General features: G+C 68.4%; 10 protein-coding genes. 3 read left to right on the top strand and 7 right to left on the bottom strand.

Translation table 11 applies throughout. The features are described from left to right. The first annotated feature begins 23 nt into the window (after positions 1–23). A complete protein-coding gene (locus GUY60_RS22805) occupies positions 24–662 on the top strand; it encodes an ANTAR domain-containing response regulator (protein ID WP_161700762.1) in 639 nt (212 codons plus the stop codon). Positions 663–747: 85 nt separating this feature from the next. Here GUY60_RS22805 and GUY60_RS22800 read toward each other — a convergent pair whose 3' ends face one another. The 7 genes from GUY60_RS22800 to GUY60_RS22770 form a co-directional block, all read right to left on the bottom strand. Then, positions 748–1,464, bottom strand: a complete 717-nt coding sequence (locus tag GUY60_RS22800) for an ABC transporter ATP-binding protein (protein WP_161700760.1) — start codon at positions 1,462–1,464, stop codon at positions 748–750. Beyond that, entirely contained in the window at positions 1,461–2,342 is an 882-nt protein-coding gene (locus GUY60_RS22795) for an ABC transporter ATP-binding protein (protein ID WP_161700758.1), read from the bottom strand. Before GUY60_RS22795 ends, GUY60_RS22800 begins: the two co-directional genes overlap by 4 nt. A gap of 5 nt (positions 2,343–2,347) precedes the next feature. Next, a complete protein-coding gene (locus GUY60_RS22790; RefSeq protein WP_161700756.1) occupies positions 2,348–4,138 on the bottom strand; it encodes a branched-chain amino acid ABC transporter permease in 1,791 nt (596 codons plus the stop codon). A gap of 5 nt (positions 4,139–4,143) precedes the next feature. Next, positions 4,144–5,073: a branched-chain amino acid ABC transporter permease gene (locus GUY60_RS22785; RefSeq protein ID WP_161700754.1), complete on the bottom strand. Its 930-nt coding sequence runs from the start codon at positions 5,071–5,073 to the stop codon at positions 4,144–4,146. A 107-nt stretch (positions 5,074–5,180) separates the two neighbouring features. Beyond that, positions 5,181–6,395: a branched-chain amino acid ABC transporter substrate-binding protein gene (locus tag GUY60_RS22780; protein WP_161700766.1), complete on the bottom strand. Its 1,215-nt coding sequence runs from the start codon at positions 6,393–6,395 to the stop codon at positions 5,181–5,183. Between the two features lie 812 nt (positions 6,396–7,207). Continuing rightward, on the bottom strand, positions 7,208–7,693 hold the full coding sequence (locus GUY60_RS22775; protein WP_161700764.1) for a PaaI family thioesterase: 486 nt from the start codon (positions 7,691–7,693) through the stop codon (positions 7,208–7,210). A 188-nt stretch (positions 7,694–7,881) separates the two neighbouring features. Further along, positions 7,882–10,158: an FdhF/YdeP family oxidoreductase gene (locus GUY60_RS22770; RefSeq protein ID WP_161700752.1), complete on the bottom strand. Its 2,277-nt coding sequence runs from the start codon at positions 10,156–10,158 to the stop codon at positions 7,882–7,884. Between the two features lie 363 nt (positions 10,159–10,521). Here GUY60_RS22770 and polA point away from each other — a divergent pair, with 363 nt between their 5' ends. Both polA and GUY60_RS22760 read left to right on the top strand, forming a co-directional pair. Continuing rightward, positions 10,522–13,257: a DNA polymerase I gene (gene polA, locus GUY60_RS22765; protein ID WP_161700750.1), complete on the top strand. Its 2,736-nt coding sequence runs from the start codon at positions 10,522–10,524 to the stop codon at positions 13,255–13,257. Positions 13,258–13,496: 239 nt separating this feature from the next. Then, positions 13,497–13,874 (top strand): hypothetical protein, encoded by a 378-nt coding sequence (locus GUY60_RS22760; protein WP_223178724.1) that lies wholly within the window; start codon positions 13,497–13,499, stop codon positions 13,872–13,874. Positions 13,875–13,962: the final 88 nt, after the last annotated feature.

Below are 13,962 nucleotides of genomic sequence, written 5' to 3'. Positions count from 1 at the left end.
CTGCCCCATGACGAGGAGCCCCCGTGACCTCCCCCGAGTCCCCCCAGCCCGACGACGACAAGTCGCACGTGCCTCCTCTGACGACCCGTGTCGTCATCGCTGAGGACGAGGCGCTGATCCGCCTCGACCTCAAAGAGATGCTCGAGGAGGAGGGGTACTCCGTCGTCGGTGAGGCCGGTGATGGGCAGAAGGCGATCGAGCTGGCGCGTGAGCACCGTCCCGATCTGGTGATCCTGGACGTGAAGATGCCCGTGCTCGACGGCATCTCGGCGGCCGAGAAGATCACTGAGGAGTCGATCGCCCCCGTCCTGATGCTGACCGCGTTCTCGCAGCGCGACCTCGTGGAGCGGGCGCGGGACGCGGGTGCGATGGCGTATCTGGTGAAGCCGTTCAGCAAGGGCGATGTGGTCCCGGCGATCGAGATGGCCGTGTCGCGGTACACGGAGTTGAAGGCGCTGGAGCAGGAGGTCGCGGACCTTTCGCTGCGTCTGGAGACGCGGAAGCTGGTGGACCGGGCGAAGTCGATTCTGCAGACGGAGTACGGGCTTTCGGAGCCGGCCGCGTTCCGTTGGATTCAGAAGACGTCGATGGACCGCCGGATGTCGATGCAGCAGGTGGCTGAGGCTGTCATTGAGGATTCCGAGGAGAAGAAGGCGAAGTAGCCGACTTTTTCCGTACGTTCGAAGAGGCCCGCCCCGGATTGCCGGGGCGGGCCTCTTCGTATATGTACCGGGGGTGCCGGGTGGTTCAGTCCTCGCCGAGATACGCCTTGCGGACGGATTCGTCGTGGAGGAGGTCCTGGCCGGTGCCGGAGAGGACGACCTTTCCGATCTCCATGACGTGGCCGTGGTCGGCGAGGGAGAGTGCGGCCTGTGCGTTCTGTTCGACGAGGAGGATCGTCGTGCCCTGGGATTTCAGCTCGACGATGGTCTCCATGATCTTCTGCATCATGATCGGGGAGAGGCCCATGGAGGGTTCGTCGAGCATGAGCAGTTTGGGGCGTGACATGAGGGCGCGGCCCATGGCGAGCATTTGCTGTTCGCCGCCCGAGAGGGTTCCCGCGGCTTGCTTTCGACGTTCGCCGAGGATGGGGAAGAGGTCGTAGGCGCGCTGGATGTCTTTTTCGATGCCGTCCTTGTCGTCGCGGAGGTAGGCGCCGAGGCGGAGGTTGTCGGTGATGGTGAGCCGCGGGAAGATGTGGCGGCCTTCGGGGGAGTGGGCGAGGCCCATCGCGACGATTTTGTGTGCGGGTACGCCGGCGAGTGGTTTTCCGTCGAAGGTGATGTTCCCGGAGAGCGGCTTGAGGAGTCCCGAGAGGGTGCGCAGGGTGGTGGTTTTGCCTGCGCCGTTGGTGCCGATGAGGGTGACGACCTGGCCGGCTTCGACGCTGAAGGAGATGCCTTTTACGGCTTCGATCTTGCCGTAGGCGACCTTGAGGTCTTCGACCTCGAGTAGTGCGGTCACTGGCCGTCCTCCGTGCGGGTGTTGGTGCTGGGTGCTTCTTTCGATGTGGTGGCGGAGGCGGCTTCCGCTGCTTCGACTTCGGCTACTTCTTCGTCGCCGGGGGCGCCTTCGAAGGGGGTGCCGAGGTAGGCGGCGACGACGCGTTCGTCGGCTTGGACCACTTCGGAGGTGCCTTCGACGAGTTTCTCGCCTTGGACGAGTACGGCGACGCGGTCGCAGAGGTTGAAGATGAACCGCATGTCGTGCTCGATGACGAGGATCGCGATGCCCTTGTCGCGGATGGCGAAGACGAGTTCTTCGGTGGCGCGGGTTTCTTGGGGGTTCATGCCCGCGGTGGGCTCGTCGAGGAGGAGGAGTCCGGGTTCGCTGGCGAGGGCGCGGGCGATCTCGAGTTTGCGTTGTTCGCCGTACGGGAGGTTGCGGGCGAGGTGGTCGGCTTTGTGGGCGAGGCCGATGAACTCGAGGAGTTCCATGGCCTTTTCGTTGGATGTGGCTTCGGCTTTCTTGAAGCCGGGGCCGCGCAGGAGGGCGGACCAGAGGCCTTCTTTGGTGCGGGTGTGGCGTCCTACGAGGACGTTTTCCAGGACGGTCATGTTGGCGAACAGCCGGATGTTCTGGAAGGTGCGGGCGATGCCTGCGCTGGTGACGAGGTGGGGCTTGGGCGGCAGGACGGTGCCCTTGTAGGAGACCTTGCCTTCGGTGGGGACGTAGAGCCCGGTGAGGCAGTTGAAGAAGGTGGTTTTGCCTGCGCCGTTGGGGCCGATGAGGCCGACGATCTCGCCGCTGTTGACGGTGAGGTCGACGGAGCGTACGGCGGTGAGTCCGCCGAAGCGCATGGTGACGTCGCTGGCTTCGAGGACGGTGGTGTTTGTGGTCATGGTGGTCACGCCCCCGCCTTGGCGGTGCCGACGGCTGTGGTGTCGGTTCGTTGTTCCGGTACGTCGAGTTGGTCGTTCTCGTGGAATTGGAGCTGGGCGCGCTTGTTGGCGACGAGTCCTTCGGGCCGGAATCGCATGAGGAGGATGAGGGCGAGTCCGAAGAGGATGAGCTGGAAGTCCTCGAGGAATTGCAGTTTGGCGGGGATGAGGTAGAGCAGTGCGGCGCCGATGAGGGGTCCGCTGATGGTGCCCATTCCGCCGAGGATGACTGCGGCGAGGAGGAACGCCGAGTTGGGGGGCACGGTGTTGGCGAAGAGGTACTGCTCGGGCGTGATGCTGTACGAGACGTGTGCCTGTACGGTGCCGGCGAATCCGGCGAGGGTGGCGCCGAGTGCGAAGGCGATGAGTTTGACGCGGAAGCCGTTGATGCCCATGGCGGTGGCGGCGGTTTCGTCTTCGCGGATGGCGACCCAGGCGCGGCCGATGCGGGATTCGCCGGAGCGTCGGAAGACCATGACGACGACGGCGGTGAACAGCAGCATCAGCAGGTAGTAGTTGCCGGATCTGCCGAGGGTGAAGCCGGCGATGTCGTGGGGCATTCCGAAGTTGAACCCGAAGAGTTCGAGGTCGGGGATGTTCGGGATGCCTTGGGAGCCGTTGGTGACGTCGGGTCCTGCGCTTCCGTTGAGGTTGTTCATGGTGATGCGGAAGATTTCGCCGAAGCCGAGGGTGACGATGGCGAGGTAGTCGCCGCGTAGCCGCAGGGTGGGGGCTCCGATGAGGACGCCGAAGATGAGTGAGGCGGCGGCTCCGGCCAGGACGGCGGCCCAGAAGGGGAATTGGATGCCGAAGGTGGATTGTGGGGAGCCGGAGACGAGGGCTGCGGTGTAGGCGCCGACGCCGAGGAATGCGACGTATCCGAGGTCGAGGAGTCCGGCGAGGCCGACGACGACGTTGAGGCCGAGGGCGACGGTCGCGAAGATGAGGATGTTGGCGCCGATGAGGGCGTAGGACTCGTCGGTCTGGGTGAAGGGGAAGCAGGCCGCGGCGATGAGTGCTGCGGTGAGGGTGATGGTGCGGTGTTTCGCGGTGAGGCGGTTGAGTCGTGCGATGAGGCCGGCGCGGAAGAGTGCGGTGGCCACGAGTGCGGTGGTGATGAAGAAGCCGACGAAGAGTTCGGAGTAGGCGTCGATGCCGTAGGCGAAGACGTAGAGGCCTGTTCCGAACGCGGCGGCGATGATGAGGATTTCGGCTGAGTTGGGGAGTTCTTTGGCTCGGCCGGGTGTGGGGGCTTTGAGGGCGTGCTTGAAGCGGGCCCGGAAGCCGGTGATGGTGTCGTCGGCGGGCAGGTCGGCGGGGAGGCCGAAGGCTGCGACGGCGGCGATGAGGGCGCCGGTGCCGGATATCCAGGCGCCGGGTTCGAGGTTGATGGTGCCGCCGAGTTGGGCGGAGATGGCGGTCATGGCGTAGGCGGTGGTGCCGAGTACGCCGAGTGCGGTGAGGCGTACGGGGCTGTTCTTGCCGCCGGGTGTGAGCCAGCCGAGGCCGCGGATGCCCATGCCGGAGAGGGCGAGGAGCAGGGTGAGTGCGGCGCCGACGAGGGTGATGACCTGGAGGCCGCCGGGGTAGCCGGTGACGGTGAGGTTGCCGGGGAATGCGTCGCTCTGGGTCCAGGCGAGGAAGGTGCCGGCGAGGGCGAGGGCGGCGCCGGTGAGGACGCCGGCGCGGGCCGCGGTGGTGGGCAGGGGGAGCACCGGGGTGGTGTGGGTGCTCGGGGTGGTGGTGTCGGTGGTCATGGGTATCACGCCCGATCCGCGACGCGTTCGCCGAGCAAACCTTGTGGCCTCAATAGCAGTACGAGGATGAGGAGGCTGAAGGCCCAGACGTCCTTCCAGGCGCCGCCGCCGAAGAGTTCCATGCCGGGGATGTCGCCGATGTAGCCGGTGGCGAGGGATTCGGCGATGCCGAGGACGAGGCCTCCGAGCATGGCTCCGTAGATGTTGCCGATGCCGCCGAGTACGGCTGCGGTGAAGGCTTTGAGGCCGAGGATGAAGCCCATTTTGAAGCCGACCTGGCCGTTGTGGAGCCCGTATCCGACGGCTGCGATGGCGGCGAACGCGGCGCCGATGGCGAAGGCCATGACGATGATGCGGTCGGTGTTGATGCCCATGAGCTTGGCGGTGTCGGGGTCCTGTGCGGTGGCTTGCATGCCGCGGCCGGAGCGCGTCTTGTTGACGAAGAGGCCGAGGGCGAGCATGCAGATGGGTGCGGCGACGAGGACGAAGAGGCTGCCGATCTGGATGTTGGCGCCGAGGACGCTGAGGGGTTCGCCGTCGAACTGGGGGAAGGAACGGTCCTTCTTGGCGTCCGGGTACCACTTCCAGACGGCTTGCTGCAGCAGGATGGAGAGGCCGATGGCGGTGATGAGGGGGGCCAGTCGTGGTGCGCCGCGCAGGGGGCGGTAGGCGAAGCGTTCGGCTGCGGTGCCGACGGCGACTGAGCAGATCATGCCCCCGATGATCATGAGGGGGATGGCGGCGGCGAGGGAGAAGCCGTCGGGGAGCATGAGATGTACGGTCAGGGCGCCGAAGCCCCCGATCATGAATATCTCGCCGTGGGCGAAGTTGATGAGCTGGACGATGCCGTAGACCATCGTGTAGCCGATCGCGATGAGACCGTACATCGCGCCGAGGATGAGTCCATTGGCCAGCTGCTGCGGCAGTTCGTTCACCGCAAGGCCTCCGTGGAGTGGTTCGGATATGGCGCCGCGCGGGAGCGCTCGTAGCGCTCCCGCGCGGTCTGGGTCAATGCCGTTCGGCCGGGAGGGCCCGGGTTTTTTTATTCGGGCTTGTAGGCGCCGCTGAACTCGGGCTTCCACGCCTTACCGTCGACCTGGTAGGCGGTCATCATGGTGTTGGTGGTGTCGCCGTACTCGTCGAACGAGACGTTTCCGGTGACGCCGTCGAACTTGACCTTTGCCATGGATTCGAGGACCTTGGCGCGGGCTTCCTCGGGGAGCTTTCCGTCGTTCTCTTCGACGGCGATCTTGACGGCTTCGATGATGGACCAGGTGGCGTCGTAGGTGCCGCCGCCGTAGGCCTCGTAGGCGTCCTTGTATCCGGCCTTCTTGTAGTTCTCGATGAAGGTCTTGGCGGAGTCGAGGAGTTCGACGGGCTTGCCCACGGAGGTGGCGAGGTCGCCCTGGGCCTTCTTGTTGAGGCTGATGAAGTCGGCGCTGTAGATGCCGTCGCCGCCCATGAGCGGGATCTTGGCTCCGCTGTCCTTGAGCTGCTGGCTGAGGGGGCCTGCGGCGGGGTATTCGCCGCCGTAGTAGACGGCCTTGGCGCCGGAGTTCTTCACCTTGGTGACGACGGAGTTGAAGTCGCGGTCCTCGGGGTTGATGTGGTCGGTCTTGACGACCTTTCCACCGAGCTTGGTGAAGGTGTCCTTGAACGACGCGGCGAGGCCGGCGCCGTAGGTCTTCTGGTCGTCGATGATGTAGACCTGCTTGATCTTCGCCTTGTTGTAGAGGTACTTGGCGGCGAAGTCGCCCTGGACCTGGTCGGTCGTGGCGGTGCGGAAGAAGGTCTTGAAGGGGCGCTTGCGGTCGCCGGTCTTCCAGCCGTCGCCCTGGGTGAGTTCGGTACCCGTGTTGGCGGGGGAGACCTGGACGAGGCCCGCGTCGTTGAAGGGCTTCTGCATCGACTGGGACACGTTGGAGTTCAGTGGTCCGACGACGCCGAGAACTTCTTTGTTGCTGATGAACTTCTGGGCGTTCTGCTGGCCGACGGAGGGCTGGGCCTGGTCGTCGGTGGATTCGAGTTTGAACTCGACGCCTTCGACGGTGCCTTCCTTGTTCGCGGTCTTCACGGCAAGGTCGGCGGAGTTCTTGATGCCGAGGCCGAGCGCGGAAAGGTCGCCGGTCAGGGGTGCGTCGACACCGATGACCACGGTCGTCTTGCCGCTGTCTCCGCCGCCCTTTCCTTCGTCGCGCGATCCGCAGGCGGTAAGTGTGAGTGCCCCGGTGGTCAGTGCCGTGGTGAGTATGAGCAAGGAACGGTGTCGCACGCTTGGTCCTTTCCCTGGCGCGGCCTCCTCTGTTGTGAGGTGCCGTGTGATCGCCGGGCCGTACTGGGTGTGGTACAGGGCCGTGCAATTCAGTTCGCGCCCGGCGGCGCGGTGACTGGCGGTGACTCTAAGCGCAGGTGAAGGACTGTGGGAGCAGGGAAGGGCAGGATGTGACTGTCTTGTTATGCGAGGTGAATCGGCGGCGGTGCAGTGCGGGCCAAACGGACTTCTTGGCGACCTTGCTGCGGTTCACATGGTGAGAATGCGCAGTTCCGCTCAGGGGTCCACTAAGGGGCTTGAGCTGATCTTGGTACTGACGGCCACTGTGGATTCCGGTGTGTGAATGCCGGATTTCGGTGGCCCGGATTCTGTGAACGGATTGTGTCGGCAGAGCCATTTCCCCTTACTCAGCGTAACGGCGCCGAGGGGGCGGAATTGCGCCGGACGGCCTCGGCGGGCGCGCTGCGGCGATGGCGTTCTGCGCGCTTTCGTCAGGCCTGTCGGGCCGTCAGTTCGCGGGCGCTGTCCGGCCCGTGGGGCGCGCGGCCGCTCGTCGCGGGCCTCGGCGCCTCATGCGGCGACCGTAACGGGCTGTGTGGCGCTGGGCAATGCTTTCCGGCGGCCGGGTTCGCGTCTCGGCGGTGTCCGGGTCCGCGTACCCGGTGGTGTCCCGGTTCGCGTCCCGGGCGCGAGTGGACCGGCGCCTCGACGCACGGCGGACCGGGGCCTCAACGCGCGAGCGGGGCACGCCACTTGAGGTGGCGTGCCCCGCTCGCGGGTGCGTGGTGTCCGTGCCGTCAGCCCGCCTCGGGGCCCTGTCCCGCGTCCGGCGCGACGTCCCGGAGCAGGCAGGTCAGGCGCGCGGTGCAGACCCGCTTGTCCTGCTCGTCGGTGATGACGATCTCGTACGTGGCGGTGGAGCGGCCGCGGTGCACGGGCGTGGCGACGCCGGTGACCAGGCCGGAGCGCGCGCCGCGGTGGTGGGTGCAGTTGAGGTCGACGCCCACGGCGAGCTTGCCGGCGCCGCCGTGCAGCATGGAGCCGATGGAGCCGAGGGTCTCCGCGAGCACCGCGGACGCGCCGCCGTGCAGCAGGCCGTAGGGCTGGGTGTTGCCCTCGACCGGCATGGTGCCGACGACCCGGTCCGGCGCGGCCTCGATGATCTCGATGCCCATACGGGTACCGAGGTGCCCGGCGGAGAACAGGGCGGGCAGGTCGACGCCGAGCGAGGCGTACTCGTCGACGATCTCCTGCGGGAACTTGACGGTGTGCTTCTCGCCCATGGGCCTCGGCTCCAGTTCGTCGTCGTGATGGCGGCGGTTTCGGGCCACTGCCGCACCCTGCCGTCGCCTGAGCAAACGCTTAGACGGTTGCCGATTGTTCCAGACCGTCCGACCGGTCTGCCGCGGGGCCTTGTCGGACGGGTCCGCGGCGGGCGGGTGGCACCACGCGCGCGTGGTGACGCGTACGGCTACGGGCGCGCCTCCAGGCGTACGACGACGGACTTGCTGGCCGGGGTGTTGCTGGTGTCCGCGGTCGCGTCCAGCGGGACCAGGACGTTGGTCTCCGGGTAGTACGCCGCCGCGCAGCCACGCGCCGTCGGGTAGTGCACGACACGGAAGCCGGTGGCACGTCGCTCCACCCCGTCCGACCACTCGCTGACCAGGTCGACATACGCGCCGTCGGCGAGGCCGCCAAGGTCGCGGGCGTCGGCCGGGTTGACCAGGACGACGCGGCGGCCGTTCTTGATGCCCCGGTAGCGGTCGTCGAGCCCGTAGATCGTGGTGTTGTACTGGTCGTGCGAGCGCAGCGTCTGCAACAGCAGCCGCCCCTCGGGGAGTTCGGGGTACTCCACAGGGGCCGCCGTGAAGTTGGCCTTGCCGGTGGCGGTCGGGAAGCGGCGCTCGTCGCGCGGGGCGTGCGGCAGCGTGAAGCCGCCGGGCCGCTCCACGCGCGCGTTGAAGTCCTCGAAACCGGGCACCACGCGCGAGATGCGGTCGCGGATCGTCGCGTAGTCCTTCTCGAACTCCTCCCACGGGGTGGCGCTCCGCTCACCCAGGACGCGGCGGGCGAGACGGCTCACAATGGCCGGTTCCGACAGCAGGTGGCCACTGGCCGGCTCCAGGCGGCCGCGCGAGGCGTGCACCATGCCCATGGAGTCCTCGACGGTCACGAACTGCTCGCCGCCACCCTGCAGATCGCGCTCCGTACGGCCGAGCGTCGGCAGGATCAGGGCGCGCGCACCGGTGACCGCGTGCGAGCGGTTCAGCTTCGTCGAGACGTGCACCGTGAGGCGGGCGCGGCGCATCGCCGCCTCCGTCACCTCGGTGTCGGGCGACGCCGACACGAAGTTGCCGCCCATGGCGAAGAACACCTTCGCCTCGCCGTCGCGCAGTGCCCGGATCGCGCGCACCACGTCCAGGCCGTGCTCGCGCGGAGGGGCGAAACCGAACTCCTTCTCCAGGGCGTCGAGGAACGCCGGTGCGGGCCGCTCGAAGATGCCCATGGTGCGGTCGCCCTGCACATTGGAGTGCCCGCGCACCGGGCACACGCCCGCGCCCGGACGGCCGATGTTGCCGCGCAGCAGCAGGAAGTTGACGACCTCGCGGATCGTCGGCACGGAGTGCTTGTGCTGGGTCAGGCCCATCGCCCAGCACACCACCGTGCGCTCCGAGGCGAGCACCATGGCGAGGGCTTCCTCGATCCGGGCCCGGTCCAGACCGGTCGCGGCCAGCGTCTCGTCCCAGTCGGCGTCCCGCGCGGCGGCGGCGAACTCCTCGTATCCATGGGTGTGTTCGCGTACGAAGTCCTCGTCGACGGCACCTTCAGTGTCGAGGACGAGCTTGTTGAGGAGGCGGAACAGGGCCTGGTCGCCGCCGAGCCGGATCTGCAGGAACAGGTCGGTCAGGGCGGTGCCCTTGAGCATGCCCTGCGGGGTCTGCGGGTTCTTGAAGCGCTCCATGCCCGCCTCGGGCAGCGGATTGACCGTGATGATCTTCGCGCCGTTCGCCTTGGCCTTCTCCAGGGCCGAGAGCATCCGCGGATGGTTCGTGCCCGGGTTCTGCCCGGCCACGATGATCAGGTCCGACTTGTACAGGTCCTCCAGGAGAACGCTGCCCTTGCCGATGCCGATGGTCTCCGTCAACGCGGAACCCGACGACTCGTGGCACATGTTGGAGCAGTCCGGCAGGTTGTTCGTGCCGAACTCGCGGGCGAACAACTGGTACAGGAACGCCGCTTCGTTACTGGTGCGGCCCGAGGTGTAGAACAGCGCCTCGTCCGGGGAGCCCAGCGCGTCCAGCTCGTCGGCGACGATGTCGAACGCCCGCTCCCAGGTGACCGGTTCGTACCGCTCGGCGCCCTCGGCCAGATACATGGGGTGGGTGAGGCGGCCCTGCTGCCCTAGCCAGTACCCGCTGCGGCGGGCCAGATCGGCGACCGGGTGCGCGGCGAAGAAGTCGGGTGTGACCCGGCGCAGCGTGGCCTCCTCCGCGACCGCCTTCGCGCCGTTCTCGCAGAACTCCGCCTTGTGCCGGTGCTCCGGCTCCGGCCACGCGCAGCCGGGACAGTCGAAACCGTCCTTCTGATTGACCCGGAGCAGGGTGAGCGCGGTACGCCGCACCCCCATCTGCTCCTGGGCCATGCGCAACGTGTGCCCGATGGCGGGCAGCCCGGCGGCCGCGTGCTTGGGGCCTTCGACCTGCGGGGCGTCCTGGACGGGATCGCCGGAAGGGGGCTTGCCTGCCATGACCGGTCTCCTTCGAACAGTCACTGTCTTCGTACATGGCGATCCTCGCACGGTCGATTTCGGGTGTGGTTGCGTGGAGCCGCACTCGTGCCGTTGAAGTGGCCGCCGCCGGGATCGCCCTGCGGGCTCGTCCTCAATCGCCGGACGGGCTTTCTATAAGTCTGCCCGGTGTGGGCAGGCCCCGGCCTGCCCACACCGGGCAGGAAAGATCAAGCCTGTCTGGCGCCAGAAGACGAGCCCGCAGGGCGACGGGTTGTACTTGGGGGGGGGCGACGGCGCCGCTTCACGTACCGGCCAGGGCGACCACGTACCGGAAGGCAGATGCGGGAAGGAATGTCAGTGGGGCGTGGCAGGATCGGGGACGTGGCAGAGACAGCAGCGAAGAAGACCCCCGGCCCCTCCGAGACCGCCGCAGGCGGCAAGCGCCCGCGCCTGATGCTCATGGACGGGCACTCACTCGCGTACCGGGCGTTCTTCGCGCTTCCCGCGGAGAACTTCACGACGGCGACGGGCCAGCCGACCAACGCGATCTACGGCTTCGCGTCGATGCTGGCGAACACGCTGCGCGACGAGGAGCCCACGCACTTCGCGGTGGCCTTCGACGTCTCCCGCAAGACCTGGCGCTCCCAGGAGTTCACCGAGTACAAGGCGAACCGTTCCAAGACGCCCGATGAGTTCAAGGGCCAGGTCGAGCTGATCGGCGAGCTGCTCGACGCGATGCACGCCGAGCGGTTCGCGGTGGACGGCTTCGAGGCGGACGACATCATCGCGACCCTCGCCACGCAGGCCGAGGCGGCCGGGTTCGACGTGCTCGTCGTGACCGGCGACCGCGACTCGTTCCAGCTGGTCTCCGACCACGTCACGGTGCTGTACCCCACCAAGGGAGTCTCCGAACTGACCCGGTACACCCCGGAGAAGGTCCAGGAGAAGTACGGCCTGACGCCCGCCCAGTACCCCGACTTCGCGGCCCTGCGCGGCGACCCGTCGGACAACCTGCCGGGCATCCCCGGCGTCGGCGAGAAGACCGCCGCGAAGTGGATCAACCAGTTCGGTTCGTTCGCGGAGCTCGTGGAGCGCGCCGACGAGGTGAAGGGCAAGGCCGGGCAGAATTTCCGCGACCACCTGGACGCGGTCAAGCTGAACCGCCGCCTCACCGAGATGGTGCGGGACGTGGAGCTGCCGAAGACCGTCGAGGACCTGGAGCGCGCGGCGTACGACCGCAAGGCCGTCGCCGTCGTCCTCGACACCCTGGAGATCCGCAACCCCTCGCTGCGCGAGCGGCTCCTCGCCGTCGACCCGGGCGCGGAGGAGACCGACGAGGCGCCGACGGCGGACGGCGTGGAGATCGACGGCACGGTCATCGGCTCCGGTGAGCTCGCCCCGTGGCTCGCCGAGCACGGCGAGGCCGTCCTCGGTATGGCGACGGTCGACTCCTGGAAGCTCGGCACCGGCGCGGTCGCCGAGATCGCGCTCGCCGCCGCCGGGGGAGCGGCCGCCTGGTTCGACCCGTCCGACCTGGACGAGGCCGATGAGAACGCGTTCGCGCGCTGGCTGGCCGACCCGGCGAAGCCCAAGGTCGTGCATGACGCGAAGGGCGCCCTGCGGGTCTTCGCTGAGCACGGTCTGACCATCGAGGGCATCGCCATGGACAGCGCCCTCGGCGCCTATCTGGTCAAGCCCGGCCGCCGCTCCTTCGCCCTGGACGCGCTGTCCCTCGAGTACCTCGGCCGTGAGCTCGCCCCGGCCGCCGAGGCCGACGGCCAGCTCGCCTTCGGCGCGGACGACACCGCCGCGGCCGACGCCCTGATGCACCAGGCCCGCACCATCCTCGACCTGGGCACCGCCTTCGGCGAGCGCCTTCCGGAGGTCGGCGCGGCCGGACTGCTCACCGACATGGAGCTGCCCGTATCGGCGCTGCTCGCCCGCATGGAGCGCGTCGGTATCGCCGCCGACCGGGCCCATCTGGAGGCCATGGAGCAGCAGTTCGCGGGCGCCGTGCAGCAGGCCGTGAAGGAGGCGCACGCCGCCGCGGGCCACGAGTTCAACCTCGGCTCGCCCAAGCAGCTCCAGGAAGTCCTCTTCGGTGAGCTCGGCCTGCCCAAGACGAAGAAGACGAAGACCGGGTACACGACGGACGCCGACGCCCTGGCCTGGCTCGCGTCCCAGACGGACAACGAACTCCCGGTGATCATGCTCCGCCACCGTGAGCAGGCCAAGCTCCGCGTCACCGTCGAGGGCCTGATCAAGACGATCGCGGCGGACGGCCGGATCCACACCTCGTTCAGCCAGATCGTCGCCGCCACCGGCCGCCTGTCCTCCACGGACCCGAACCTGCAGAACGTCCCGGTGCGCACCGACGAGGGCCGCGCGATCCGCCGCGGCTTCGTCGTCGGTGAGGGCTTCGAGTCGCTGATGACCGCGGACTACAGCCAGATCGAACTGCGCGTGATGGCCCACCTGTCCGAGGACGAGGGCCTCATCGAGGCGTTCGCCTCCGGCGAGGACCTGCACACCACGGTCGCCTCGCAGGTCTTCGGCGTCCCCGGCGACCAGGTCGACGCCGAGATGCGACGCAAGATCAAGGCCATGTCGTACGGCCTGGCGTACGGCCTGTCGGCGTTCGGGCTGTCCCAGCAGCTGAACATCGAGGCGTCCGAGGCGCGCGGCCTGATGGACACGTACTTCGAGCGGTTCGGCGGCGTCCGCGACTATCTGCACCGCGTCGTCGAAGAGGCCCGCGCCACCGGGTACACGGCGACGGTGCTCGGCCGCCGCCGGTACCTCCCGGACCTGAACAGCGACAACCGCCAGCGCCGCGAGGCCGCCGAGCGGATGGCGTTGAACGCCCCGATCCAGGGCACCGCCGCCGACATCGTGAAGATCGCGATGCTGCGCGTCGGCCAGGCCCTCGAGAAGGCGGAGCTGTCCTCGCGGATGCTGCTCCAGGTGCACGACGAAATCGTCCTGGAGATCGCGCCGGGCGAGCGGAAGCAGGTCGAGGAGCTGGTGCGCCGCGAGATGGCCGACGCGGTCAGCCTGCGCGCCCCGCTCGACGTCTCGGTCGGCGTCGGGCCGGACTGGGAGTCGGCGGCCCACTGAACCGGTCGACCGGCCTCAGGGCCGAGGCTCACGGCGGCGCTCCGGGTACGGGGCGCCGCCGCGGCGTTCCCCGGCACGGCCCGCACGCCCGGCGCCCTCGTGCCCATGGCCGTACGGCCGAAGGTATGCGCAGGTCAGCGCTGCTGTAGGCGCGGCCGGGACGGGGTGCGGGCGGTGGGCACACCCGGATGGCGGCGGTGCCCGTGCCGCGCCCCGCGCCAGACGGCAACGTGGCGGACATGGTCAACCATCAGCGCCGCGCGGCCGCTCTCGCCGCCGTGGCCTCCGCACTGTTCGTACCGATATCCGTGGCCGCGGCGCTCTCCGGCGACCGCCTCGGACGTCGCGCCGCGAACTGTCGCACCGCCGCCTCTCCCGTACTCGCCGCCCGTACGTCACCCGACGTACGGGCGGCGCTTTCGTTCCCGCTCGCCGTCCCGCCGGTCGCCGGGCACGAGGAGGGTTCCGGACTGTGGTGCGCGCCCGACTCCGCCTGCCGGAGCGCCGAGGGGAACCCCGGAGCGGGCCGGGTACGCGGCGTGGGCCGTGTGCTGCGCCGGGCCCAGGAGTTGGGGCGGCGGCTCGCGCGGATCGAGGGCCGCACTTACGCCCCTTGAGCGGCGGCTCGGCTCGCTGAGGCTTCCGGTTGCGGGGGTTTCACGTCCCTGAGGCGACTCGGTACCTCGACCCGACCCGCCTCAACCC

Origin of the sequence: Streptomyces boluensis (genome assembly GCF_009908195.1) — a bacterium.
GTDB classification, from domain to species: domain Bacteria; phylum Actinomycetota; class Actinomycetes; order Streptomycetales; family Streptomycetaceae; genus Streptomyces; species Streptomyces boluensis.
This window is presented reverse-complemented; position numbering and strand designations above follow the sequence as displayed.